The sequence below is a fragment of the Sinorhizobium medicae genome (genome assembly GCF_007827695.1).
Lineage (GTDB): Bacteria > Pseudomonadota > Alphaproteobacteria > Rhizobiales > Rhizobiaceae > Sinorhizobium > Sinorhizobium medicae.
Genome location: NZ_VITA01000006.1, coordinates 347,051 through 372,360, shown reverse-complemented (window position 1 = coordinate 372,360; position 25,310 = coordinate 347,051). Strand labels below are relative to the sequence as shown.

Annotated in this window: 24 protein-coding genes; 3 read left to right on the top strand and 21 right to left on the bottom strand. The window is 62.0% G+C overall.

Features of this window, described 5'->3' with window-relative positions:
* Window positions 1–18 precede the first annotated feature (18 nt).
* Genes FB009_RS13500 through FB009_RS13490 form a run of 3 tightly spaced genes read right to left on the bottom strand, consistent with a single transcriptional unit; the run spans window position 19 to window position 3,177 of the window.
* Window positions 19–885, bottom strand: a complete 867-nt coding sequence (locus tag FB009_RS13500; protein WP_011976274.1) for a carbohydrate ABC transporter permease — start codon at window positions 883–885, stop codon at window positions 19–21.
* Window positions 882–1,970, bottom strand: coding sequence for a carbohydrate ABC transporter permease (locus tag FB009_RS13495; RefSeq protein ID WP_018012632.1), 1,089 nt, complete (start codon window positions 1,968–1,970; stop codon window positions 882–884). Before FB009_RS13495 ends, FB009_RS13500 begins: the two co-directional genes overlap by 4 nt.
* The gene (locus tag FB009_RS13490; protein WP_011976276.1) at window positions 1,933–3,177 is read right to left on the bottom strand and encodes an ABC transporter substrate-binding protein; all 1,245 of its coding nucleotides are present in this window, start codon (window positions 3,175–3,177) and stop codon (window positions 1,933–1,935) included. The genes FB009_RS13495 and FB009_RS13490 overlap by 38 nt, the downstream gene beginning before the upstream one ends.
* Before the next feature lie 170 nt (window positions 3,178–3,347).
* Here FB009_RS13490 and FB009_RS13485 point away from each other — a divergent pair, with 170 nt between their 5' ends.
* The gene (locus FB009_RS13485) at window positions 3,348–4,370 is read left to right on the top strand and encodes a LacI family DNA-binding transcriptional regulator (RefSeq protein WP_011976277.1); all 1,023 of its coding nucleotides are present in this window, start codon (window positions 3,348–3,350) and stop codon (window positions 4,368–4,370) included.
* Between the two features lie 165 nt (window positions 4,371–4,535).
* Window positions 4,536–5,048: a DUF6438 domain-containing protein gene (locus tag FB009_RS13480; protein WP_234705055.1), complete on the top strand. Its 513-nt coding sequence runs from the start codon at window positions 4,536–4,538 to the stop codon at window positions 5,046–5,048.
* 136 nt (window positions 5,049–5,184) lie between these two features.
* On the opposite strand, the gene derI is transcribed toward FB009_RS13480, so the two are convergent.
* The 18 genes from derI to FB009_RS13390 all read right to left on the bottom strand — a co-directional run bounded on the left by derI (window position 5,185) and on the right by FB009_RS13390 (window position 24,017).
* Complete coding sequence (gene derI, locus FB009_RS13475) at window positions 5,185–5,622, bottom strand: D-erythrulose-4-phosphate isomerase (protein WP_011976279.1); 438 nt, start codon at window positions 5,620–5,622, stop codon at window positions 5,185–5,187.
* 40 nt (window positions 5,623–5,662) lie between these two features.
* Complete coding sequence (locus FB009_RS13470) at window positions 5,663–6,430, bottom strand: triose-phosphate isomerase (protein WP_011976280.1); 768 nt, start codon at window positions 6,428–6,430, stop codon at window positions 5,663–5,665.
* Window positions 6,427–7,212: a DeoR/GlpR family DNA-binding transcription regulator gene (locus tag FB009_RS13465; RefSeq protein WP_011976281.1), complete on the bottom strand. Its 786-nt coding sequence runs from the start codon at window positions 7,210–7,212 to the stop codon at window positions 6,427–6,429. The genes FB009_RS13470 and FB009_RS13465 overlap by 4 nt, the downstream gene beginning before the upstream one ends.
* Window positions 7,213–7,316: 104 nt before the next feature.
* Window positions 7,317–8,246: a sugar phosphate isomerase/epimerase family protein gene (locus FB009_RS13460; protein WP_011976282.1), complete on the bottom strand. Its 930-nt coding sequence runs from the start codon at window positions 8,244–8,246 to the stop codon at window positions 7,317–7,319.
* Window positions 8,247–8,259: 13 nt separating this feature from the next.
* Window positions 8,260–9,105, bottom strand: a complete 846-nt coding sequence (locus FB009_RS13455; RefSeq protein ID WP_102045362.1) for a TIGR01459 family HAD-type hydrolase — start codon at window positions 9,103–9,105, stop codon at window positions 8,260–8,262.
* On the bottom strand, window positions 9,102–10,385 hold the full coding sequence (locus tag FB009_RS13450; RefSeq protein WP_011976284.1) for an FGGY-family carbohydrate kinase: 1,284 nt from the start codon (window positions 10,383–10,385) through the stop codon (window positions 9,102–9,104). The genes FB009_RS13455 and FB009_RS13450 overlap by 4 nt, the downstream gene beginning before the upstream one ends.
* Window positions 10,382–11,437 (bottom strand): class II aldolase/adducin family protein, encoded by a 1,056-nt coding sequence (locus FB009_RS13445; RefSeq protein WP_011976285.1) that lies wholly within the window; start codon window positions 11,435–11,437, stop codon window positions 10,382–10,384. Before FB009_RS13445 ends, FB009_RS13450 begins: the two co-directional genes overlap by 4 nt.
* A 13-nt stretch (window positions 11,438–11,450) precedes the next feature.
* A complete protein-coding gene (locus FB009_RS13440) occupies window positions 11,451–13,004 on the bottom strand; it encodes a glycerol-3-phosphate dehydrogenase (RefSeq protein ID WP_011976286.1) in 1,554 nt (517 codons plus the stop codon).
* 4 nt (window positions 13,005–13,008) lie between these two features.
* Window positions 13,009–13,677 (bottom strand): class II aldolase/adducin family protein, encoded by a 669-nt coding sequence (locus tag FB009_RS13435; RefSeq protein WP_011976287.1) that lies wholly within the window; start codon window positions 13,675–13,677, stop codon window positions 13,009–13,011.
* Between the two features lie 9 nt (window positions 13,678–13,686).
* Window positions 13,687–14,724, bottom strand: a complete 1,038-nt coding sequence (locus FB009_RS13430; protein WP_011976288.1) for a 2-hydroxyacid dehydrogenase — start codon at window positions 14,722–14,724, stop codon at window positions 13,687–13,689.
* Window positions 14,721–16,298 carry an FGGY-family carbohydrate kinase gene (locus FB009_RS13425; RefSeq protein ID WP_011976289.1) on the bottom strand — a complete coding sequence of 526 codons (1,578 nt, stop codon included), beginning with the start codon at window positions 16,296–16,298 and terminating at the stop codon, window positions 14,721–14,723. Before FB009_RS13425 ends, FB009_RS13430 begins: the two co-directional genes overlap by 4 nt.
* A complete protein-coding gene (locus tag FB009_RS13420; protein ID WP_011976290.1) occupies window positions 16,298–17,422 on the bottom strand; it encodes an ABC transporter ATP-binding protein in 1,125 nt (374 codons plus the stop codon). Before FB009_RS13420 ends, FB009_RS13425 begins: the two co-directional genes overlap by 1 nt.
* Window positions 17,419–18,537 (bottom strand): ABC transporter ATP-binding protein, encoded by a 1,119-nt coding sequence (locus tag FB009_RS13415; protein WP_011976291.1) that lies wholly within the window; start codon window positions 18,535–18,537, stop codon window positions 17,419–17,421. The genes FB009_RS13420 and FB009_RS13415 overlap by 4 nt, the downstream gene beginning before the upstream one ends.
* Window positions 18,538–18,541: 4 nt before the next feature.
* A complete protein-coding gene (locus FB009_RS13410) occupies window positions 18,542–19,399 on the bottom strand; it encodes a carbohydrate ABC transporter permease (RefSeq protein WP_011976292.1) in 858 nt (285 codons plus the stop codon).
* Between the two features lie 11 nt (window positions 19,400–19,410).
* A complete protein-coding gene (locus FB009_RS13405; RefSeq protein ID WP_011976293.1) occupies window positions 19,411–20,334 on the bottom strand; it encodes a carbohydrate ABC transporter permease in 924 nt (307 codons plus the stop codon).
* Between the two features lie 182 nt (window positions 20,335–20,516).
* The gene (locus FB009_RS13400) at window positions 20,517–21,962 is read right to left on the bottom strand and encodes an ABC transporter substrate-binding protein (RefSeq protein WP_011976294.1); all 1,446 of its coding nucleotides are present in this window, start codon (window positions 21,960–21,962) and stop codon (window positions 20,517–20,519) included.
* A gap of 114 nt (window positions 21,963–22,076) precedes the next feature.
* The gene (locus tag FB009_RS13395; RefSeq protein ID WP_024310828.1) at window positions 22,077–23,036 is read right to left on the bottom strand and encodes a sugar-binding transcriptional regulator; all 960 of its coding nucleotides are present in this window, start codon (window positions 23,034–23,036) and stop codon (window positions 22,077–22,079) included.
* 177 nt (window positions 23,037–23,213) lie between these two features.
* On the bottom strand, window positions 23,214–24,017 hold the full coding sequence (locus FB009_RS13390) for a helix-turn-helix transcriptional regulator (protein WP_024310827.1): 804 nt from the start codon (window positions 24,015–24,017) through the stop codon (window positions 23,214–23,216).
* Window positions 24,018–24,200: 183 nt separating this feature from the next.
* On the opposite strand from FB009_RS13390, the gene FB009_RS13385 reads away from it, so the two are divergent.
* The gene (locus FB009_RS13385; RefSeq protein ID WP_011976297.1) at window positions 24,201–25,280 is read left to right on the top strand and encodes an ABC transporter ATP-binding protein; all 1,080 of its coding nucleotides are present in this window, start codon (window positions 24,201–24,203) and stop codon (window positions 25,278–25,280) included.
* The last annotated feature ends 30 nt before the right edge of the window (window positions 25,281–25,310 follow it).

The following is a 25,310-nucleotide window of genomic DNA, read 5'->3' as shown; positions in this document are numbered from 1 at the left end:
TTCTGCAGATGCCGCGGATTATTTCACTGCGCCGGCCGTCAGACCGCGCACGTAGTAGCGTTGCAAGGCGAGAAACAGCACGATGCAGGGAAACATCGTGACGGTGATTCCGGCCTGGAGTGCGCCCCAGTCAATGATCCCGTAAATGCCGGAGGAAACATTGACGAGCATGATCGGCAGGGTGAACTTGTTCTGGTCCGACAGAAAGATCAGCGCCGCCAGAAATTCGTTCCAGGAATTAAGGAAGGCGAACATTGCCACGGTCGCTACGCCTGGGAGCGCCAAAGGCATCATAATCCGTCGAAGAAGCGCCCATTGCGACGCGCCATCGATCCGTGCCGCTTCGATCAATGCGCTCGGGATCGCATCGAATGAATTGCGCATCATGAAGATGGAGAATGGCAGCTGAAATGTCGTGTAGACGAGGACCAGGCCGAACAGGTTGTTCTGCAAACCGAGGAACTTCAGGATCAGGAAGAGAGGTGTCAGGATTGACTGGAAGGGGATCATCATCGTCGCCATCACGACGACGAAAATGAGCGACTGACCGGGGAACCGGAACTTGGCGAACCCGTATCCGGCCGGGACCGCGATCAGCACCGTGAGGACGATCGTGCCCAATGCGATAAGCACCGAGTTGGCCGCATACACGTACCAGCCAGCACCGACATCTTCCAGCCTTCGGTAGTTCTCCAGCGAAAACGCCTTTGAAAACAGCGCGACGGGATTGGCGAGCGCTTCGGCCGCCGGTTTGAAGGAGTTGGCTACCGACCAGACGATAGGCATCAGGAAAAAGATCGCAAGCAGCAGCGAAATCAAAAGGAGGGCTGCGTCGCCGAGACGTTCCGACGCCGGGCGGCCGTGCAGCGTGGTTAGTTTTCTCATCGACCCTCCTCCGGACGCTGGCGCATGAAGCTGAGCTGAATGGAGCTGATCGCGACGAGGACGACGAGCAGGGCAAAGGAGAGAGCCGAGCCGTAGCCGAGGCGATAGGACGAGAACGACGCCAGGTAGATCGAGAACACGGCCGAGATCGTGCTGTTTTCGGGGCCACCCTGTGTGATGATAAAGAACTGGTCGAATGCAAGCATCGAAGAGGTGATGTTCAGAACAAGGGCGAGCAACAGCGCGTTGCGCATCAGGGGCAGCGTAATCCTGCGGAAACGGCTGAACGCGTTGGCACCATCGATCTTCGCAGCTTCAGCGATTTCCTGTGGAATGCTCTGAAGTCCGGTGAGCAGGATGACCATGGTGAAGCCCGCGGTTTTCCAGACGACCATCAGGATGACCACGGCCAGCGCCGGCCAGAAGCTCTCGAGCGGGCGCGGAGCGGCATCTACTATGCCCAGGCCCAAAAGCAGGCGGGAGAAGACGCCGCTGTCCGGATTGAGGAGCCACATCCATAATGTGGAGGCGGCCCCGAAACCGATAACGACCGGCATGAAATAGATCGTCCGGAAGATTCCCGTGTTACGCAGCGGTCGATCTACGAGCAGCGCCAGCGGAAAGGCGACGACCAGGATCGCCGCTGTCACCAGGACCGTATAGAGCAGCGTGAAGCCAAGCGACTGCCAGAGCTGCGTGTCACCAAGCAGTTCGGCGTAGTTGTCCAGGCCGATGAACTTCCTACGTCCGAGCAGTGGCCAGTGATAGAAACTCATCCAAGCCGTCATCACCAGCGGGATGACGAAAAGACCGCCTATGAAAACCATGCTGGGCGCGATGAAGACGAGCCCGAGCCAGCCATGCGGCTCGCGATCGGCGGCTTCCGCTCGAGCGGCGCGCGCCTGTTCTCTCTTGGGCGTTGACACCAAGGTGCGAGGTCCTTCTGCCAGTTGAGATGTCGGCCGCCTTGCGGCAGTTCGTATCGGCAGCCAAGCTGTTGCTGGGCGCGGGGCGCGGGGCGCGCCGGAAGCGCGCCCTCGACTTGATTCAGGGGTTGGTCCGTTCGAGGATCTTGCTGAACCCATCCTGAGCCTTGGCGATCGCGCCGTCGACGTCATCGCCAAAGATCGAACCCTGGATGAGGTTAAGGAAAGGACCCGTGCGGCTGACGAACAGTTCGTCGGACGAGAAGGTGTAAGGCGTGCGGGCGTTGGCCAGTATGTCGTAGGCGACCAGATTGCGCTTGTCGAACTGCGCATATGCCTCGCCGGCGAGGTCGGTTCGCGAGGGCATGCCCGACTCCTTCGTGATATAGACCTGCTGCTCGGGCTGCATATAGAACTCGACGAAGTCGAGCAGGACCTTCTTCTTCTCCTCGCTGATGCCCTTCATCAGAGAAAGAGTGTCGCCACCAGCGAAACTGGAGACGCCACCGCTCGGGCCTGGGATCGGTGCAACATCAAATTTGACGTCAGGATATTTGTTGGTGAGCAGGTTCACGATGTACGAACCCGTCATCAGGATTCCGACCTTGCCGGAGGCGAAGGCCTCGACTGCATTGTTGCCATTGCCCGATCTGGACGTCGGATGCACGGCGCCGGCACTCCACATGTCCCGGTAGGCAGCTATCGTTTCGCGCATGGCTGGCGTATCGATGGTCGCCTCTCGTCCATCATCCGTCAGGACGTCCGCGTTCGCCGCCCAGATGTGAGGCAGAAAATCGTAGATCAGCCAGCTGCCCGAGTTCGCGACGAAATAGAAACCGTAGGTATCCTCGCCGATGCCGCGTATCTTCTTCGCGTAGTCGACGATCTCGGCAAGGGAGGCCGGGGCTTTCTTGGGATCGAGGCCAGCCTTTTCGAAGAGTTCCGTGTTATAAGCGATGATGGATGCGTCAGGCAGAGCAGGCAGGCCGTAGATTCTGTCTTCATAGGTCGCCAAACGGATGTGAGACGGACTGAGTGCCTCCGCATAAGGCAGTCCTTTGACGAAATCGGTGACGTCCTCCAGGCTGTCGCTGGCTGCAAAGGTAGGAAGATAAATCAGGTCCAGCACTGCACCGTCCGGTGGCGAACCACCGGCGATCGCTGCACCGAGTTTCGGAACCATCTGCTCGGCCGTAATCTGCGTGACGACAACTTTGTCGTCGTGTGAGGCGTTATACTTGTCCGCAAGCCCCTGAAGCACCGCGCCCGACGAAGTTCGCACCCAAAGGGTAACCTCCTCGGCTTTGGCGAGTGACGATGTAGCTGCCAGGATAAGTGCAGCTAGCATGATACTTCTTTTGCGCATGGCGTTCCCCTTTTTTGGTGGTCTGTCGCATTGCCGTGCTGACGCGAAGTGAACGCTAGGTGAGTTTTACGCGATTGTCGATAATTTGCGTTTCCCAACGTGCAAAAACCTTTTTGCATGAGCGATTTCAACTGGTAAAAGGTTCTTGCACATGAAACGGGAATCCAGGGATGCGAAAGATCTTCCATCGCCGACGCACTCTGCGGGACGTCGCGCTGGCGGCGGGAGTGAGCATCTCGACCGCTTCAAACGCCCTTAACGAGACTGGCCGCGTCAACATCGAAACCAGGGACAAGGTCAAGCGGATCGCCCAGGAGATCGGTTTCCTTCCCAATGCGCTCGCCCGAAGCCTGCTCAGCAAGCGAAGCTTCACCATTGGCATGATCACAAACGACACCTATGGCAGGCTTACATTGCCTATGGCAGCGGGTGTTTCCGAAGCCCTCGTCGATCACGGCATTTCCGTTTTCCTGTGTGCGACAAACAACGATCAAAGGCTGGCGACGTCTCATCTGCAGGCTCTTCTGGAGAAGCAGGTCGACGGTATCATCTTCACCGCGACGCGACTGGATCTGGAGCCGCCTGTCGAATTGCTCAATCTGCCTATCCCTGTCGTCTATGTTTTCGCGCAGGGGCCAAATCAGAATGTCAGTTTCGTCCCGGACGATGCCCAAGGCGCCCGTCTGGCGGTGACTCACCTGAAGCGTCTCGGCTACTCCCGCATCGTTCATATCACCGGCCCGCAGGACTATCTGGCAGCACGGATCAGGGCGGAGACTTATCGTGAGAGCTGTGACCGGAGCCCGGAAGTATTTTTTGGCGACTGGAGCGAGGATTGGGGATATGTGGCGACGGAGAAAGTGTTTTCACAAGGAGGCAAACAGCCCGACGCCATTTTTTGCGGGAGCGACGAGATCGCCCGCGGCGTGATCGACGCTCTGCGTGACCTGGATCTATCGGTCCCCAACGACGTTGCTGTCGTGGGCTTTGACAACTGGGAGGTTATTTCACGCCAGACGCGGCCGCCGCTCACGACGGTCGACATGGAACTGAAAGAACTCGGCCGCCAGGCCGGATTGGCTATCCTTGCCCTTACGCGCGATGAAGCCATCGACACTGGCATCCAGAGGCTTTCCTGTTCTCTGGTGGTAAGAGAGTCATGCGGAGCAGAGGGTTCCCATCCCCAGGTATGAAGCACCGAGCGGAATCCGGGCGGGACGCCGATGGGCACGAGAGACCGGCAAAGCAAACAATCCCAGGATGACTGGGCGGCTGTGCTTAGATCTTCTATTCTGCCACGCAATTGGCGCTTTGAGGCCTGTGGAGTAGCATTCGCTCTCGACAGCGGGACCAATTTCATGCCGATCATCACGAGAGCAGCAATCGCAATCACTCTGGCCATGGCGCCTGGCGTTTCAGCGCTTGGTCAAAGCATCACCTTCGAGCACGGCCCTTGCCTGGGTGAGTGCCCTGTATATAGATTCGAGGCAACCGCCGCCGAGAGCGGGATATTCGAGGGTCGCCGCTTCACGACGGTTCTCGGCAAACACCGGTTCTCCATTACGCCGGGAGAATGGTCCGCCTTCCAGGGCGCCTTGGCACCCTACCGCCCAAGAGGAATGGAAGACATCACAACGGGCCATCCTCGATGCCGCCGAATGGCGACCGATCACGCATCCGTGGCGGTGACCTGGACGGACCAGGACCGCACCGACCGCCTCGTGTTCAACTTCGGCTGCAAGGGCCCGGAGAATGCCGCCATAGCGCGGGTACTGAGTGCCGCGCCCGACCTCCTTGCAGTGGGGAAGCTCATCGAAGATCGCCGCCTTGAGGACGGCGCGTGGGACAGGCATCAGCCTACCGGCCGATAGCGGCAGAACGTGGCGGGACTTTCCACAGGAGTGCGCCCATGCCGGGCGCACCACAACGAAAACACCCGGCATTGCTGCCGGGCGTCTCGCTGCGCGCATGAGGGAGGATCAGCATGCGCCGCAGAACTCGGGACTGTTACTTCACCGCATCCAGACGATCGATCGCGTCGACATTCGCCGCAGACGGCCCGTTCGGGTCGAATTCGGAGGCAAGCCAGGTGTCGACGATCGATTTCGCCAATTCCGGGCCGATAACGCGTGCGCCCATGGTGATGATCTGGGCATTATTGGACTTGGCTGCCCGCTCGGCCGAATAGGTGTCGTGGGTAAGCGCGGCGCGGATGCCGGGCACCTTGTTGGCGGAGATGCATACGCCAATGCCGGTACCGCAGATCAGGATGCCACGCTCGTTTTCGCCTGCCGTGATCGTCTGCGCCAGATCTCGGGAGAGATCGGCATAATAGCCGGACTGGCTCAGGTCCTTCACTTCGAGGCCGCTTTTCGTGGCGAGATGCGCGGCGATGACGTCGAGCAGGGGCTTACCGGCGCTGTCGGCTCCAATCGCGATTTTCATGTCGTTTCCTTTCAGATGTTGATGCCTGACCCGTCGATGCTCAGATCGCCCGGGCTACGCGTTGCAAGATGTCGAGATAGCCGCCAACCTCCCAGGCGGAGCGGCCGATGAAGAGCCCGTCGATGTGCGGCTCAGCGATCAGTTCCTCGCAATTTCCGGGATTGACACTGCCGCCATAGAGCACCGGAACCTTCACCCCGAGCGCACGCTGAGCGACGTCGGCAATGATCTTGTGGCGGGCGTCGGCGTAGCCGGCTGTCGCCGGTATGCCGTTGACGCCGATCGCCCAGACCGGCTCGTAAGCCAGGAGAACAGGGGCCGTCCTTGCCGCGCCCCCGAGGAATGCAAGGGCGCCTTCCACCTGGCGCCTCAACACCGTGTCCGCTTCACCTGCCTCGCGTTCGGCGAGCGTCTCACCGATGCAGATCAACGGCACCAGACCGTGCTTCACGGCGGCCGCGGTTTTCAGGCCCACGGTTCGGTCGGTTTCGCCGAAATGCTCGCGCCGTTCGCTGTGACCAAGCTCGACGATATCGAGACCGCAGTCCTTGAGCATCATCGGTGAAATTTCGCCGGTCCAGGCTCCCGCATCGTCCCAATGCATGTTCTGCGCACCGACTTTGACGCTGGTTCCGTTCAGCCTTTCCTTGACTTGTCGTACGGCCGTGAACGGAGGGACGACGAAGCGTTGAATGCGCGCGTCGCGCGTCGCGTCTGCGGCCGCAAGACCATCGGCGAAGACCATGGCCTCCGCCAACGTCTTGTTCATCTTCCAGCTCGTGCCGACCCAGAGCCCCGACTTGCTCATGCCTTCTCCATTATTTTCTGGTTGTCGATCCTGAGGAGCCCGACGCCGGCGTCTCCCAGTTCCCTTGCGTGCCCGTCGGACACTTCGCTCCCGGTCAGAACCGCGTCGAAGGCCTCGAGCCCCATCAGGAAATGCAAGGCCGAACGGCCGAACTTGCCGTGGTCCACCAGGAGATATTTGCGGTTGGCCGATTTCACCATCTGACGCTTGATCTGAACCACTTCCTGGTCCTGGTGGAAGGCGGCCGTTCCCTCGACCGCCGAACTTGACAGGAACGCCACGTCCGCGCGCAGAGATCGCAGCGCCTCCTCGGTGACGACGCCGAAAAACCCGTTGAACCTCTTGCTGTAATGGCCGCCCAGCGCGATCAGGTTCATACCCGGGACACCGGACAGATCGGTGATGACGCCAAGGTTATTGGTAATGACCGTGAGCGGGCGAATATCCTTGAGAAAACCGGCAATCGCGCCAGCCGTCGAGCTGTCGTCGATTATGACGCTCTGGCCCGGCTCGACCAGGGTCGCGGCGTACTCGCCAAGGCGGCGCTTTTCACTCGTCGCGATCTTCTCGCGATAGCGGAAATCGCTTTCGAACTGCGGGCTCGACTGGATGGAAGCACCGCCATGAACCTTTCGCAGGAGCCCTGCCTGCTCGAGATCGTCGAGATCCCGATGCACGGTCATCTTGCTGACGCCAAAGCGGAAGCTGAGCTCCTCGACGGAAGCCGTTCCCGCTTCCATGAGGACATCCATGATCGCCTGCCGCCTGTCGTCCGGTTTCATCGTAACATTTCCGTCGGTCTGGCCGTTTCGCCACCCTCGGAAAAGATAACATCTATATGTGATATTTCAACTCAAACATGCGATTTTGTTACGATTTATAGTGATCATTTGGGATTGTTAAAGCCGGTATCGATATGAGGTTCCCAGAATTCGACCGACTCCTGGATCATTTCCACCACGTTGCGGTCGGTCGGCTCGCGCTCGCGGAAGGAGAGCTCGAGACAGATCTCATTGTCCGTACCGCCTCCCCTCCTTACTGCATCTAACAGGCGTTCCGGCGTGATGCGGCCATCTTTGTTGTAGGCGGCTGTGAAGGGCCAGTGCCCGCCCTTGTTCATGGACGACTGCTTGATATGAATGATGGGTGACTGTTTAGGAAAGGCCTGTGCCCAGGCATAAGGATCGACGTCGGCAGCGTTGGGCGATGTCACGTCGCCATGGTCGATATCGACCATCATCTTCATCGGGATCGAGAACCCGGCCGTGGCCAGGCGTTGATCGAGCGCCCTGCACTCTGCGATCGTGTGACCAAACTCGCGGCCGACCGACATCGGCTCCCAGAACAGATAGGAGAGGCCTGCCGCCTTCGCATGCTGAGCAACTTCGCGCCAGCAGTCAATGGCGATCGCGATCAGTTCCTCGCGTCGCGCCGGATCGTCATAGTCTCTGAGCGTGAAGATCGCGAACTGCGTCCCCATGCCGGAAGCGCCGAGCTCGGCGGAGATATCGGCAAAGGTCTTGAACCAGTCGACATAGTAGCGCCGGACATCCGAGTCCGGGTGGCCGAAATGGTTGAGACGGCCGTAGGGGCCCGTCATCCCGGACGTGATCTTCACGCCGGTTCGGGCGAGCGCGGTTCGAAATTGCCGGAGCGCCTTGTTGATGGTCGACGCAGGCCAGCCGGGATTGACGAATTCATGGGTGAGCTGGACATGGCCGATGCGGATCTTGTCGGCGATGGTGTCGATCAGATCGTCCGCCTCGGCAAAGCGGTTGACCAGCGGATTGGTGTTGAGCGACAGCGTGAAGGCCATTGCGCGCTCCTTGCTACCAAGCAAATTTGGAAAGGATGAAATCGGGCGAAGCACCGTGCTCCCTGAAGAGCTGCCGGCGTTCCTCGTCCGACCGGTGTTCCAGAATGCCCGTGGCGACGAGCACCGAGGCCAAGCCCGCCGACGCGGCTCCGCCGATGTCGTGCTCGACGCTGTCGCCTATTGCGCAGACCCGCCCGGGTTCCGGGCAACCGAGAAAATCGAGAGCGAAGTCGTAGATGTCGGCAAAGGGCTTGCCGATCCAGCGCACATGCCCCCCCATCTCCTCGTAAAGCTCGGCGATGCGCCCCGCGCCGAAGGCGGGGCCGCTCCGCGTCAGCATCACCTTGTCCGGATTGGTGCAGAGGCACGGCACGCCCCGGCGGGCGGCCGGCCCGAGCAGGTCTTCGTAATAGGAAAGCGGGTGGACATCGCCCTCGCTCCCCGCCAGAAGCACGGTGTCGGCCTCATCGCCGCTCTCGGTGCGGACGAAATTCAGGCCGTTGAGCGGCGATAGATCACCATCGCGACTGATCAGAAGACATTTGCGCGCTGCGCCATTCTCACCTTCGGACTCCCGTTTCAAAAGCCGCCAGGCAACCTCTCCCGAGGTCAGAAACCAGTCCCAGCTTCCCCGCTCGAAACCGAGTTCCGCGAGCCGGCGGTCGTTCTCCGTCGAGCGTTTGCCGGAATTGGAGAGGACGATGACCCGCTTTCCGGCCTGCTTCAGTCGTACAAGCGTTTCCGCCGCGCCGGGATAAGGTCCGCGACCATCTCTCAGCACGCCATACTGATCGACGAGAAAGGCATCGAAGGCGCCGGCGATCGCAGACAGACCTGGAATTTCACGGATTGAACTCATAACAGGCCCGCCTCTCTCGCCCCGGAAAGAGCCAGGCGCGCCGCGCCGGCGGCAGCCTCTTCCGAAAGCACAGGGAGGAAGGGAACGGCGAGCTTGCGCTTGCGGATCGCAGTCCACGTCGCGTTCTTCGCGCCGCCGCCAACGGTGCGGATCGACCGCAAGGCGGGACTGCCGAGCGAGACCAGACGTTCGTAAGCAAGGCGTTCGACGCCCGCTATCCCCTCGAATATAGCCTTCAGGAATTCCGCGTCCTCCGCCGGCCGGGGCTCCATGCGCGGAAGGAAGGCGGGATCGGCAACGGGAAACCGTTCGCCCGGTTTCAGCAGGGGATAGAAGTCGAGCCCCGTGTCCGTCGCCGGATCGATGCTCTCCGAGAGGGCGGCGATCCGCCCGGTTTCGAAATGCGCAGCAAGCACCGCGCCGCCCGTGTTGGAGGCACCGCCGGCGAGCCACATGTCGCCGATCCGGTGGCTGTAGAGCCCGTATTGCGGCGCAAAGAGCGGCTTATCGGACAGCATCTTCACGGTCAGCGTCGTGCCCAGCGCGCTGACGGCGTCACCCGGCCGGTCAGCGCCGGTCGCAAGGAAGGAGGCGCAGCCGTCTGTCGTGCCTGCGACGACGAGCACTTCGCTCGGCAGCCCGAAAGCTTCGGCCGCCGCGGGCGAGACCGTCGCGATCGGCGACCCTGCCGGCAGCACATCCGGCAGCAGATCGGCGCGCGCGCCGGTCCGCGCGAGCCAGTCCGGCCATTTGCGGGCTACCGGATCGTAGCCGGTCTTCAGCGCATTGTTCTCGTCGCTGACGTCGTAGAGCCCGGTGAAATGACCGGCGAGCCAGTCCGCCTGATGGATGACGCGAAAGACGCCGGGCAGCGGCTGGAAGGTCAAAAGCTTACCCAGACCCGAAGTCGCGCCGTGGGCCGCACTCTCCTCAGGCGCATGGGCGGCTATACGCTCGATAATGGCCGAATCGGGAACCGGGTCGTTGTACATCAGCGGCGTCGCAAGAGGTGCGCCATCGGCTGCGACCGGGAGCATCGTACCCGATGTACCGTCTATACAGATGGCGCGCGCATGCGCCACCTCAATTTCCGCCAGCGTCTCCGCGAGCGCGGCCCGTACCGCCTTCCACCAGCCGACCGGATCGCGATGATCATCGGAAAAAGCGGCAAGTTTGGCCGACCCCGATGCCACCACCTCGCCCGCAGCCGTCATCGCCACGGCTCGCGCACCGGATGTGCCCATGTCTATGCCGAGGACAAACCCGCTTGCCCCGCTCATTGCAGCACCTGGCCTGCGCGATTCAACTGCTGGCGGTATTTTTCCGCGTCCCAGCCGAGGAGTTCGGCGTTCTCCGCATCGGTGAGATAGCGCAGACGGGCGCTGTCAGGGATGCGCGCGGTTACGTCCGAAAGGCAGCGCGCCATGGCGAGCGCCCCGGCAGAGACATCCTTGAGCACCAGGGCGCCCTTCCCCGGAAAAAGAAGAACCGGCGGCAGACTTTCCCCTCCGCGAAGGAAACCTTCTTCGAGCGAGGATGCGTTGTCGCCCGGTGCAGCGATGACCGATCCCTTTCCGAGAAAGATCACATGGTCAGGGTAGAGGCTTCCTCCCGCGGCTATCCTGCAGCTTTCGAGGTCGGTCGCCGCGTCGTGCAGCCGCGCGTCATCGGGCAGCTGATAGCTGCTGTTGACGGCAAGGCGCGACAGCGCCTCGATGTCGGCGGACGGCGCCCGGCGCACCGGTGCGGCAAAGCGCTGCGATACCTCTCCAAGAAGCCGCGCAGAATCTGAGACCGTTTCGGCCGCAACGGCGAGCCCGTGGTTACCGAGCACGAGGACCGAGGTATCTTCCTCGATCCGTTCGGCGATCGCCTTGGCGAGCGGCAGGCCGGGCCTGGCATAAGGAACGAAAGCGAAGGGAATGCCATCAAGCTTCTCTGCTGCGATCGACGCCGCGTCGGACTGCACGGCGGTGGCGATCGTCTCTACGCAGTGGACGTGCACCACCACCTTCTGCGGCATCAAAGCGTGAACCGTGGTTTCGATCGAAGGCCGTAGACCCGAGGGGTTCAGATCCTTGACGACGAAGTCCTGAGCCTTCTCCGCCGCCGGGTCGTCTCGCTCCAGCGCGTCGAGTAAAGGGCCGAGGGCGACCGGCACCATCACATCGCGCTGACGGGCATGGGCAAGCCAAAGGCCGGACGCCTTGATCCAGAGGGTTCCGCCCTCCTTGATGGACGTATTGCCGCCTGCCCCCTGAACGAGGTCCGTATCCGCGCCGACGCGGGCGGAGAGATCGAGAAGCGCTTCGAATTCGGGGCTTTGCAACATCAATTCTTCCTTTTCACGCCGCCGCCTGCTGACCCTGGAACCAGCCGCTGAACGCCCGCTTCTCCGTTTCGCTCATATGCAGGCCGTGCTTCGTACGGCGTTCGATCAGGTCTTCCGCCGTGCGCACCCATTCATTTTCGATGAGGAAGCGGGCTTCCCGTTCCCTGAAGAGGGGGGTGAACGCAGTGCCGAGCTCCTCGAGCGAGGCAGCGCTGCCGATCAGCTCATCGGCGCGCGTGCCGTACAGCCTTGCATAATGCTTGGCGAGATCCGCCGGCAACCACTGGTGGCGTGTGCGCAGCTCGCCGAGGAACTGGTCGAAATCCGCTTCCGCCATATCGCCTCCCGGCAGGTGCGAGCGCGCCGTCCAAGCCGGCCCCATCTCGGGAAAGAAGGGCTTCAGTCGCTCCAAGGCGTGTTCGGACAGCTTGCGGAAGGTCGTGATCTTGCCGCCAAATACCGAGAGCAGCGGCGCTTCCCTCCCGGCGGCGCCCTTTTGCGGGGCATCGAGCTCGAAAATGTAGTCGCGCGTCACTGCCGACGGATTTTCGGCATTGTCGTCGTAAAGCGGCCGAACACCGGAGAAGCTGTGAAGGATGTCGCGCGGCGTCATTTGCTGCTTGAAATAGCGGTTCACGGACGTCAGGAGATAATCAATCTCGCTATCGTCGGCGGACACGTCCTCCGGCCGCCCCTCATAGGGAATATCGGTGGTGCCGATCAGCGCCAGGTCGTTCTGGTACGGATTGATGAAGATCACGCGCTTGTCGGGATTCTGGACCAGATAGGCCTGACGCCCCTCCCAGAACTTCGGCACGACGATATGGCTGCCCTTGACGAGGCGAACGCTGCGGCTCGAATTCAGTCCTGCGACCCGGCCGATCACGTCGTTGACCCAGGGCCCGGCAGTGTTGACCACGCAACGCGCTTTGGCTTCGGTCCTGGCCCCGGTCTCCGCATCGGTCATCTCGACATGCCAGAGTTCGCCGCGCCGGCGAACGCTGGTGCAGGCGGTACGGGTCAGGACCCGCGCGCCTTTGTTTTTCGCGTCGAGCGCGTTCAACACGACCAGACGGGCGTCGTCTACCCAACAGTCCGAATATTCGAAGGCTTTGCGATAGGCCGGCTTGATCGGAGCACCTTCCGGCGCCGTGCGCAGGTTGAGCATCCGCGTACCGGGAAGGCGTTTGCGCCCACCCAGATGATCATAGAGAAACAGGCCGAGGCGCACGAGCCAGGCGGGCCGGTCGGTCGGATTGTGCGGCAGCACGAAACGCATCGGCCAGATGATATGAGGTGCCGACTCCAGCAGCACCTCCCGCTCGATCAGCGCCTCGCGCACCAGGCGGAACTCGTAATATTCGAGATAGCGTAAGCCGCCGTGGACGAGCTTGCCGGAGCGGGAACTCGTGCCCTGTGCCAGATCTTCCTTTTCGCAAAGCAGGACGGAAAGCCCGCGCCCCGCCGCGTCTCGGGCAATGCCTGCCCCGTTGATGCCGCCGCCAATGACGAAAAGGTCGTATGTGCCGGTTTCGGAACTCACGTGTTTGTCTCCTGTCGACGTCATGCGGTCAGGCGGCCTCGCCCTTCGGCTTGTCCTGGTGGCCGTAGGTGGCAAATCCCTCGAGCACGCCGTCGATTTCCTGCTGCGGCAGGATCACCGGGCCGCCGATCAGGAGCGCGTGGTAATATTGCTTGGCGATCGTCTCGAGTTCGACCGCCGCCCACATCGCCTTTTCCAGGCTCGACCCCGTCGCGATCATGCCGTGATTGGCCATGAGGCAGGCGGAACGTCCCTCCATCGCCTTCAGCACCTTTTCGGAAAGCGCCTTCGTGCCGTAGCGCGCATAGTCGGCGACGCGCACATCCGAGCCGCCAAAGGCGGCGATCATGTAGTGGCAGGCCGGAATGGGCTTGCGAGCGATCGAAAGGATCGTCGAGAAGGTCGCATGGGTGTGGACCACCGCGCCGACATCCGGCCGGGCGCGCAGAATATCCAGATGGAAGGGCCATTCGACAGACGGCCTTTTCGGCCCTGACCAGACGCCATACTCGCCCTCGACCGGCATCGCGACGATCATCTCCGGCGTCATCTCGGCATAGGGGACTGCGGAGGGCGTGATCAGCATCGTGTCACCATGCCGAAGGCTGATATTACCCGACGTGCCCTGGTTCAGACCGATCGCATTCATGTGGCGGCAATGATCGATGATCGACTGGCGCAGTTGAAGTTCGTTCATCGTCCCACCTCAGCACGGATTGACCGGCGGCAGACCGGCGATATAGCGGCGCACTTCCTCTGCGGCCATTTCAGCCGCATAGGTCACGGTACGCACCGACGCTCCCGCTATGTGCGGCGTCAGCGTCACGTTGGGGAGTTTCAGGAGCGGCCAGCCTTCCGGCACGGGCTCGACGGCAAAAGTCTCCAGCATGGCGCTTGCAAGATGACCGCTGACGAGGTTTTCGTAGAGCGCGTCATAATCGCAGAGCGGGCCGCGCGCCGTGTTCACGAAGATCGCACCCGGCTTCATCTTCGCGAAGGTCTCCGCATTCATCATATTCCTCGTCTCTTCGCTCACGCGCGGATGCAGCGTCACGAGGTCCGCACGGGCGAGCAGATCATCGAGGGAAACATGCTCGACGCCGGCATTCCGGTCCTCGGCGCTGAGCTGAACATAGGGGTCATGGACGAGCACTTTGGTGCCGAAGGCGCGAAGCAGCCGAACCACCCTGGTGCCGATATTGCCGTAGCCGATGACGCCCACGGTCATTTCGGACAGCTCCCGCCCGGTGCGGTCGGCGCGATAGAGATCGCCGCGCCATTCGCTCCGCCTCAGCGCCTCGTGCCCCACGCGAATGAGGCGCGTCTCCGCGAGGATGGCGCCGATCGTGAACTCGGCGACGGCGCTCGCATTCCGGCCGGGCGCATTGACGACGCGGACCCCTGCATCGCGGGCCGCCTTGATATCGATATTGACCGGGCCGCCGCGTGACACGGCGACGAGTTTCAAACCCGGCAGGTCCTGAAGCATCGTTCGCGATAAAGGAGCAAGCTGCGTCACCAGAATTTCGGCATCGCCGATGAAATCGACGATTTCGCCGGGCTTGCCTAGATATTCCTTGAGCCCGTCCATGCCTTCGACTGCGTAGCCGTGCTCCATCGGCACGTCCGGCCAGGGCAGTTCGAGCATGCTTATCTCGTGCCCGTCGCCGCATGCCTCGACGATCTTGTCGCGAAAAACATCCGGCAGCATGAACCGGTCGCCGATAATGGCTATCTTCTTCATTGCGGTCTTTCCTGTTGGTTTCCCGTTCCGGTTGCGTGGGAGAGCGCATGCCAGACGGGTTCGAGCGCGAGGCGCGACTGCTTGTAGGCGGGGAAAATTGCGTCGTAGCGACGAGCGAGATCCTTATCCGCCGGCTCTGCCGGCCGGTGATGCGGCCGAACCCATTCGCGAACGCAATCGGCCATGGTGGGATGAATTCCCAGCGAAACGGCTGCGATCATAGCCGCACCGGCGGCACCTGCCTCCTCGCGTTCGCTCGTCTGGATGCTGGCGCCCAGAGCGCCACCGAGAATGCGCCGCAACGAGGCGCTGCGAGCCGCCCCGCCCGACAAACGCACGCGTGCCGGCAGCGGCCCCATTTCGGCGTAACAATCCCGCGCAGCAAAGGCGAGACCGTCGAACACGGCATGCACCATGTCGCCGAAGCCGTGATTGATCGAAAGGCCGACGAAGGACGCGCGGGCAGCGGCATCGACGAAGGGACCGCGCTCCCCGGCCTCCGAAATATAGGGATGGAAGAGAAGCGGAGTCTCCTTCGCCTCGGCGAGCCAGTGATCCACATGGGCGAGCAGATCGCTCTTCGACTTCTCGATCCCCATCCCTTTGAGGAGATCTCCCGCAAATTGCAGAATCCAGTCGATATTGAGCGTCGCCGCCATATTCGACTGCATCTGCGCGTAGGTGTTGGGGATCGGCATGCACATGGTGTAGCCGGTATGGTTCTGGTTTAGCCGGACATCATCGGCACCGGCCGCCAGCCGCATATGCATGCCCGTCGAGCCGATGATCGAGCAGCCCGCGTCGGTTCCGGGTTCATAGAGCCCGGCGCCGAGTGCCGTGCAGACGACGTCGACATAGCCGAGCACGACCGGCGTTCCCGCCGGCAAGCCCGCAGCGGCCGCCGCGGCGGCCGAGAGTGGGTGATGCGTGGTAGCACCGTCGACGATCTCCGGCAGCAGGTGCTTGAGGTCCTTGAGACCGAGAAAGTCGATCACATCATCGCAATATTGCCGTGTGCGGAAATCGCCGAAGGTGAAATTCGCCTCCGAGGGATCGGTCGCGCGCTTGTCGGTGAGATTGAAATAGAGCCAGTCCTTGCAATGAAATGCGGTCGCCGCCCCTTCCAGCATCTCCGGTGCGTGATCCTTCATCCAGCGAAGCTGCGGGCCCTGCTGGCAGGCGGCAAGACCGGAGCCGGTGCGCGCGAAACGTTCCGCGTCACCGCTTTCAGCCCGCAGCCGCTCGACGACGGCGCTTGCGCGCGCATCGAGCCAGAGCCAGCCTTTGCCGACCGGCTCTCCATCGCCGTCGATCATCCAGGTGCCGTCCCCCTGACCGGTCACCGCGATAGCGGCAACGCGGCCAGGGAGGTTCTCGATCCTGGCCGAGAGCTCGGCCAGGGTTTTGACGGTGTCCGTCCAGGTACGCCGTAACTCCTGCACGCTGCCGGTGCGGCCCACCGCCTCATAGCTGTTCGGAACCGCCGTCATCGCGAGCTGCCTGCCGCTGAGATCGAAGGCGACCGATTTGATGACCGACGTTCCGGCATCGATGCCGATGAGGATGTCGCGCATCAGGCGAGCTCCTCGCCATGCGAGATCGCCATACCGCTTTCGCTGTCGAAAACATGCAGGCTTCCCGGATCGAGCCGGATGCCGATCGGCTGACCGATCTCCAGGTTGGTGCGATCATGTTCGACGAGAACCATGGTGCCGCCGGCGAAATCGGCCGCGATATGGGTCTGATCGCCAAGCCATTGATTGACCGCGACGCGACCGGTCACGCCGTCGGCACTGCGCCGTACCGAATAAGGCCGGATGCCAAGAACCACATTCTTGCGCTTCATCAGCGCATCGCGGACGGCATGGGAGAAGTCGGCAGCCGGGTATTCGAGGCGGATCCCATCCTCAAGGCCGAAGGCCACGCGCCCCTCGGTACCGCTGACGCTTGCCTCGAAGACATTCATCGGCGGCTCGCCGACGAAGGTTCCGGTAAAGAGATTAGCAGGCCTTTCCTTTATCATCTGAGGGGTGTCGAACTGCTGCAATACGCCCCCCTCCATGACAGCGATCCGGTCGGCAAGCGCATTCGCCTCGGTCTGGTCATGGGTGACGAGAATGGCGGTCAGCCCGCGCTCCTTGATGTAGTGCTTGATGCGGCCGCGCAGCACGGCGCGCAATTGCGGCTCGAGCTGACCCATCGGTTCGTCGAGGAGATGCAGGTCGGCTTCGCGGATAAGCGCGCGCCCGAGGGACGCCCTTTGCTGCTGGCCGCCGGAAATCGAACTCGGATAGCGCCCGAGGATATCCTCGATCTCGAGCAGCTTGGCGATGCTGGCGACCTTCTCTTCGACCACATTCTGCGAAAGCTTGGCGGCCTTGAGGGCGAAGGCGATGTTTTCGCGCACCGTCAGCGGCGGATAGAGCGAATAGCCTTCGAAAGCCATCGCGACGTTGCGACGCACCGGTGCAAGCGTCTGTACCTGCCGGCCGGCGACCGAGATCGTGCCCCTGGAAACCGGCTCGAAGCCGGCAATCATTCGCAGCGTCGAGGTTTTGCCGCAGCCGGAGGAGCCCAGAAGTGCGATGATCTCGCCCTTCATCACGTCCATGTTCAGCTGCTTGACGGCGTGAACGCCGTGGTCGACCGGGCCATAGAACTTGTCGACGTTTTCGATCGAAAGAGCGGTGGCGTTCATGCCGCTTCTCCATTGCGCTTTGATGCCAATTCGGAAGGAAGGATGCGCCGGCCCGTCGCCTTGTCGAACAGAAAGGCCGTCCGGCCGTCGACTGCGATATGAGCCGGTCCGGCGACCGGACCGGGCGTGCCGGCAGGACGAGACACCAGGATCTCGCGGCCGCGGGCAGTCAGACCCAGCGTTACCGTCTTCTCGTTGAGCGGCGTTTCCGCCTCGACCGTCACGGGGATCGCGCCCTGCGAGGCGGCTTCGGCAAAGGCAATCGTCTCGGGGCGAAGACCCAGGACACATTGCTTGCCAACGATCTCGGCGCCGAATCCCGGCAGGCGCAGGCGCATGTCGGAAAGTTCCACGAAAGCGCCATCCGGCCCGCGCTGCGGCACGACCTCGAGCAGGTTGATGGTCGGATCGCCGAAGAGCCGGGCGATCTCGATATCGGCAGGCGCGTTGTAGATTTCGGCCGGCGTGCCGATCTGGCGGATACGCCCGTGCGCCATGACGGCAATGCGGTCGCCGAGCGCCATCGCTTCCTTGTAATCCTGCGTGACGTAGATGACGGTTGCCCCTTGCGCGGCGAGCAGGCGCGGCAGTTCCAGCCTCATCTCGAAGCGCAGCTTCGCGTCTACGTTGCGAAGCGGATCGTCCAGGAGCAGCAGCGGCGGCGAGCCCACAAGGGCGCGGGCCAGTGCCGTGCGTTGCTTCTGGCCATTGGAGAGCGCCTTCGGATGATGGCTCAGCACATGGTCGATCTTGAGAAGCTTCGACACCTTGTGCACGCCGGCGGCGATCGTGTCCTTTGACGATTTCCGCGACGTCAAGGCACTGGCGATGTTGTCGAAAGCGCTCATGTGCGGGAACAGCGCGAAGTTCTGGAACGCCATGCCGATGCCCCGGTGCTCGGCGTCGACATCCGTCATGTCCTCGCCGCCAATCAGCACCCGTCCGGCGTCCGGCTCGATGACTCCGGCGATCAGCCGGAGCAGTACGGTCTTGCCGGAACCTGACGGGCCGAACAGCACCAGCCGCTCGCCACCGGCAACGTCGAGCGAGAGATCGTCAAGAACCGTCTGGCTCTTGTAGCGCTTGACGATGTTTTTCAATTGCAAGGTTGTCATACGATTATCCCTTCACCGCACCGAGCGACAGGCCTTCTACGAGGTAGCGCTGAGCGTAGAGTGCGAGAGCAAGCGTCGGCGTGATCGAGAGCACGATCGCCGCGGCGATCTGGCCGTACTGGATGCCTGAAGCCGTGACGAAGGCGAGCGCGCCGACGGTTACCGGCTGCTTGTCCGCCGAGGCCAGCACCAACGCGAACACGAAATTGTTCCAGGCGAAGATGAAGGCGAGCAGACCCGCCGCGGCAATACCGGGACCCGCCAGCGGCAGGGCGATCTTGCGGAAGGTCGAGAACCAGGAGTGGCCCGCGATGCGATAGGCATATTCGACATCGGCCGAGATGTCCTCGAAGTAGCCGCGCACGATCCAAAGGATGAGCGGCAGGCAGATCAGCTGGTAGATCCAGATGAGGCCGAAATAGGTGTTCGAAAGGCCGAGCCACTGAAAATACTGGGTCAGCGGCAGCAGCACGAGCAGAGGCGGCGCAAAGCGGAAGGAGAGCAAGGTGAAGGCGATGTCCTCCGACCCTTTGAACTTGTGCCGCGCGAAAGCATAGGCCGCCGGCACGCCGAGCAGGAGGGCGACGGCCACGGACGCGACCGACAGCAGGACCGAGTTGCCGAGATTGCGCATGAAGGCAATATCGAGCGTGCCGGATGCGGTCTGCAGCTTGCCGGTGATCAGCGCCGCATAATTCTCGAGCGTCGGCGAGAAGACCACCGATGGGGGTATTCTGAGGATCGTCTCGTTCGTCTGGAACGACATGAGGAAGATCCAGACGATCGGGAACATGAAGAAGACGACCACCAGGGTAAGCGCTACGCCGCGCAGGAGCCTTTCGACCGGAGACGTGGTTTCCATTTTCGACCTCCTTACGCTTCGCCACGGGCGCGTTCGCGCAGCCGGAGCCAGTTCTTGATGAAGATGTTCGACAATATGTAGGTGATCGCCCAGAGGATGATCAGCAGCGCCGCGGACCGGCCCACATTGGTCGACTGGAAGAAGTTGAGGTAAGCCTCGACCTGGAAGACGGTAAGGGTGTCGCCCGGCCCTCCTTGCGTCATCGCGTAGATGATGTCGAACTGCTGGATCGAATCGAGCAGGCGGAACAGCGTCGCCGTCAGGATATAGGGCGTCAGCATGGGCAGGGTGATGCGGAAGAAGACGAAGCTGCGCGGCACGCCATCGAGCGCCGCCGCCTCGAAAGGCTGCGTCGGCAGCGAGCGTAGGCCTGCCAGGAGCAGGATCATAATAAAGGGCGTATAGACCCAGATATCGACGAGCACGACCGTCAGGAGCGCCGTATCCGGCGACGAAGCCCAGCGGAAATTCTCCAGCCCGATGAGACTTGCGAGGTAGCTCAGGATGCCGAAGCCGGGATTGGTCATCAGCTTCCACATCAGCGCCGCGAGCGCCGGCGCCGTCATCAGCGGCAGGAGCAGCATGATCGAGATGAAGTTGTTGACCGTGGAGCGGCGCTGCAGGAGCAGCGCAATGCCGAGACCGAGCAGCAGCTCCAGGGTCACCGTGACGCCGGCATAGAGCAGCGAGATCTTCAGCGTGTTCCAGAAGCCCGGATCCGTGAAGAAATTCAGGTAGTTGTCACCCCAGTTGAACTGACGTGCCCAGGGCTGGCTCAGCCTGTAGCGCTGGAAGGAATAGATCACCGCCGTGAAGAACGGGATCAGGATGCCGATACACACGAGAAGCGCCGGCAGGGAGAGCACATAGGGTAAAACCCTTTTGCTGATCCTGAACCTGCTGCGCCTTGCGCTGGAGTGCGTTACTGAAGCCATGGCCAGCTCCGTCTAAATGCCTGTGTCTATGACAATAAGGGGTCGGCCGCGGCCGGCGCAGCCAGACCCCCTTTTCCGTTTGTTTTTCGTGCCGAAACGGCGGCCCGCCGGTGACGGGCTGGCCTGGAGCCGGATGCGGACGTCCGATGTTCGCCCGCTTCCGCTCCAAGCCGGAAGTGCGATCAGCCGAGCCCGGCTTCCGCAAGTTGCCGGTTGATGCTCTCGGCAAGCCTGTCGAGACCTTCGTCGACCGGCACTTCCTTCGCCACCATCTTCTGCAGCGTCGCCGCCCATTCGGTGGTGAGATCGAAGAAGAGAGGCTGGGCGGTGAAGTGGATCTTCGCGCCCGGCGCCGAAACGTCGTGCATCTCCACATAACCGGGATAGCTCTTGTTCAGCCGCTCCCGGAAGATCTCGTCCTTCCAGACGGATGCCCGGACCGGGTTGACGAAGTCCATCTTGGTCGCGCCGAAGATCGCGTGCTCGAGACCCGATGCCCATTGCAGGAAATACCAGGTCGCATCCTTATCCTTCGCGAAATTGGACATGGCCAGCGACCAGATCCAGATGTTCGGCGTAGGAGCCTTCGCCTCAGGGTTGGCGGCAAAGGGCGCGTAAGCGAGCTTGCCGGCCATCTTGTTGTCGCCGCCATTCATGAAATAGCCGAGGATGTCGGCGTCGTAGATCATGGCGGAAGCGCCGGCGCCGAGGTCGGTGCCGACCTGATACCAGGTATAGGTCGACCAGTCCTTGGGGCCGCTTTCCTGGATCATCTGCACCCATTTGGCGTGGAAGGACTTGGACTCCGCCGTGTTCATCGCGGCCGAAAGCTTGCCGTCCTCCGAGACGTTCAGATCCTTCTGGCCGAAATTGGCGTAGCCGGAGAGGAAACCCGGATGAATGGTTGCCCAGGAACGGGAACCACGCACGCCGATGCCGTAGACACCGCCGCCGACATCCTTGTTGAGCTTTGCCGCCGTAGCGACGAGTTCATCGAGGTTCTTCGGAACGCTGGCGCCGGCCTTTTCGAACATTTCCTGGTTATAGGAGAGATTGTTCTGCTCGTAGCCCCACGGAATGCACCACTGCTTGGCATCTTCCGAACCGAGCGCGCCGCCCGGCTGACCGTTCCAGGCGCAGGATGCCTTGACGCCCGGCAGGAAGTCGTCCCAGCCATATTGCGGATTGGTCTTCGACGGATCTTTGATCCATTCATTGAGGTCGGTGATCCAGCCGGCCGGCCCGTAGGTCCAGGTCATGTAAGCGCCGGTCATGAAGGCGTCGTATTCCGACGAGCCGGAAGAAAGCGCCGCCGTCACCTTGTCGAAATAGACGTCCTCCGGGAAGACGTCATAGGTGACTTCGATACCGGTAAGGTCCTTGAACGCCTGCAGATTGGCAATCATCGCATCCGCGTAAGGATGCTTGTTCAGCAACAGTTTCAGCGACTTGCCGGAATGTGCCTTCCAGTCGAAGTCGGCAGCAAGGGCCTGGGTCGACATCATGTTGAACAGGGTGCCGGCGGTGCCCGCCGTCAGGCCTGCCGCGCCAAGGCCCTTCAACAGGCCGCGACGGTCCACCTCTCCGCGCAGGAATGCGCCAATGAGGTCTTTCTCCTTCTCGTACATCTGTTCTCTCCTCCACTACGGGTAAAACTGCTCGACTGAGCTGCCGGCTACCCAACCGGTATTGCCTACCGGACCGCACGCCGACTTTCGTCGCATCGCGGCCCGCATGAAATTCTACGCGGCGAGCGCCTGTGCGGTGCGCTCGTCCGTGACGAGCCCGCTCAGGAACCCGCTGCCGAGAACCGCGCGAATGGCACGGGTCTTGATCCTGCCCCCGGCAACCGCAACGGTGCGGCGGTTCTTCAGGTCCTCCCGACCAAGCGTGAAGGTGCGGTTGGAAAGCGCCGTTTCGATCGGCCTGCCCTTCTCGTCGAAGAAGTGCCCGAGCAGCTCACCCGTGCCGCCGCATTTCTGGATCTGCTCTATCTCGCTCATCTCGATCATACCGGTCGCCACCAGCGAGGCCTCGCGTTCGGCGGTGCCTATGCCGACCATCAGGAGGTCGGCCGATTTCGCAAGATCGAAGACTTCGCGCACGCCCCGCTGGCTGAAGAGGACGTCCCGATCCTCAACCGTGTTGGCGAAGAACGGCACCGGCATGACATAGGCCTCGGCGCCGGTGCGCTCAGCCAGGCGGTGGATCACGTCATGGGGATTGGCGGAGAATTTGCGCGTGAGGCCGCCGAGCAGGGAGACGAAGCGCGTGTTGTTGCTCGCCGTGCGCGGCATGTACTCAATGCTGGCTGCGAGCGTTCTGCCGTGGCCGACCCCGATCAGCGCCGTCTCTCCGCGTTCGATCTCCCGCCTTAGAAACTGCGCGCCTGAGATGCCGAGCGCCTTCAGCGGCAGGTCTTCGCTGTCGAAATCGGGAACCACCTCGCAATAGTCCAGACCGTAACGGCTGGAAAGCTTCTGCTCCAGCTCGACGCATTCTGAGACGTCCCCGTCGATATAGACCTTCACCAATCCTTCCTGGTTGGCTTTCATGATCAGCCGGTGCGCCTTGAGCGATGTGAGCCCCAGGCGTTTGGCGACCTCGGCCTGGGTCAGCCCGCCGGCGTAGTGCAGCCAGGCGGCACGGGTCGCCATGCTCGCCTCGTCGTCGCGGACACTTGTTCCCCCGATGATCGCCATGTCTCCCGCCCGATGCTGCGCCGCATGATAATTTTTGCAGCGCATGATATTTTTATCTCGATATGAAATAATTTTCATGGGTTGAAAAAATTGTCAAGCCTCGATCGACCGCATGTCGAAAAAACGCGGACGCATCGACGGATACGTTCGCGGAAGATCCCGGCAAGGCGGGGATGATCAGTGACCGAGATTCTTGATGTAGAGAGACAGGAGCTGTGTCTGCGAGGAAATGCCGAGCTTCCGGTAGACGTTGCGGCGGTGGACTTTCACGGTCCCCGTCGAGATCCCGAGCTTCAGTCCGATCGATTCGGAGGAATGCCCCTGCAGCACGAGTTCGATGATCGCCGCCTCGCGCTCTGTGAGATTGAGATGCCGCCAGACGCCGTCTGCCGGCGGATGCACCGATTTGCGGCGGCCCCTCTCCGTTCTTGCAAGCGCGGTATCGAAGCGGCGGTCGAGTTCCGCCCAATGATGCCGCACGAGGGCCGCCACCAGCGGCTCCGCCTTCCTGAGCAGCGCGAACTCCGCGGCGCCGAATACCCCCGTCGCCTCGCGCCGCATCAAAGAAAGGACGACGGTGACCTGTTCACTGACGGGAACGAAGAAGCCGACTTCCTCGGCAAGCCCCGTCTGGACATAATAGGTCCGGTAATATTCGCTTGAAAAGAAGCGGTCGGGAGCCAGTTCCCGCATGCGCCACACGCCGGGTTTGGGCGCACGCGCGGCATGATAGAACGGGTCGAGCAGGTAAGGCCCGGCCTGGTAGAGGGTCACGAAGAGCACATGATCCTCGGCGTCGAAGGTGCTGTACAGATCGAGCGGCCGTTCCTTGCCGCGATACGCGAAGACGACGACATAATCGAACGTCATCAGGGTGGACATCAGAGTTCGGAACGTATCCCCGACAGCCTCGTCATCCATCCGGGCGCCGCTCACCAGGGGCGCCACGGCTTGAAAGAAGCTGTCGAGGTCGATGCGCAAACGGTTCTCCCGGCTCGTTCCGTCGTCCTGGGGTATACTCCTCCCACAGGGCATTTCGAGTTGAAATACCTCTCTTGGGGTATATACCGGCCCGGGCGCTTCTGACTAGGCTGATCGACAATGACGGTGGAAGCGACGGCCAAGAACCGCGAGCCATTCCAAGAACGACCGCAGGGAACAGACGTGACATCCGCTTCGACGAACGACATCGAATTCCGTTCGGTCGCCAAACGCTATGGCAGCGTAACGGCCGTGTCGGACATCAACCTGGCAGTGCCTAAGGGCGCCTTCGTCGCACTGCTCGGTCCCTCCGGCTGCGGCAAGACCACATGCCTGCGCATGATCGGCGGCTTCGAACAGCCGAGCGAAGGCACGGTCCATATCGGCGGCCAGCCGATGAACGGCGTGCCTGCCTATCGCCGTCCCGTCAACATGGTCTTCCAGCAATACGCGCTCTTCCCGCATCTCGATGTCGAACAGAACGTCGCCTACGGCTTGAGGCAGATGCGTCCGCGCATTCCGTCGGCCGAGATCACCCGGCGGGCACGCGAGGCTCTGGACATGGTTCGCCTCGGCGGCTTCGGCAAGCGCCGTATCCACGAGATGTCCGGCGGGCAGCAGCAGCGCGTCGCGCTTGCCCGCGCGATCGTCAACAAACCGAAGGTGCTGCTCCTCGATGAGCCGCTCGCAGCACTGGACAAGAAGCTTCGCACCGCCATGCAGATCGAGCTTCAAAGCCTGCAGCGCGAACTTGGCATCACCTTCGTGCTCGTCACGCATGATCAGGAGGAGGCGCTCTCGATGAGCGACTTCGTCTGCGTCATGAGCACCGGCCGTATCGTGCAGATGGGGCCGCCGCAGGAGATCTATGACCGACCTGCAAGCCTCTTCGTCGCCGACTTCGTCGGCAAGACCAACCGCATCGCCGCCACGATCGAACCCGGCGCGGGCGCTGTCCGGCTTGCAAACGGCGTCGGCCTCGCCAAACCGGCCCGCGCCAACGGCACGACGGGGTCGGTCACGGTGGCGCTGCGCCCGGAGGCGATCAGTCTCGTGCGCAACGGCAGCGCCACGCTGAGCGGAACCGTGACCCACCGCATATTTCTCGGCTCGTCCGTCGAGTATTCGGTCGATGTCGAGGGTCTCGGTGATTTTCTCGTTACCGCCGATCGCCGCAGCCTGGACGAACGCGACCTCGCCGAGCCCGGCGAAAGGATCGGGCTCAGCTTCGACCCGAATGCACTCCATGTCTTTCCGGCCTGAAGGGCCCGATCTGCCGCAATCAATGACATC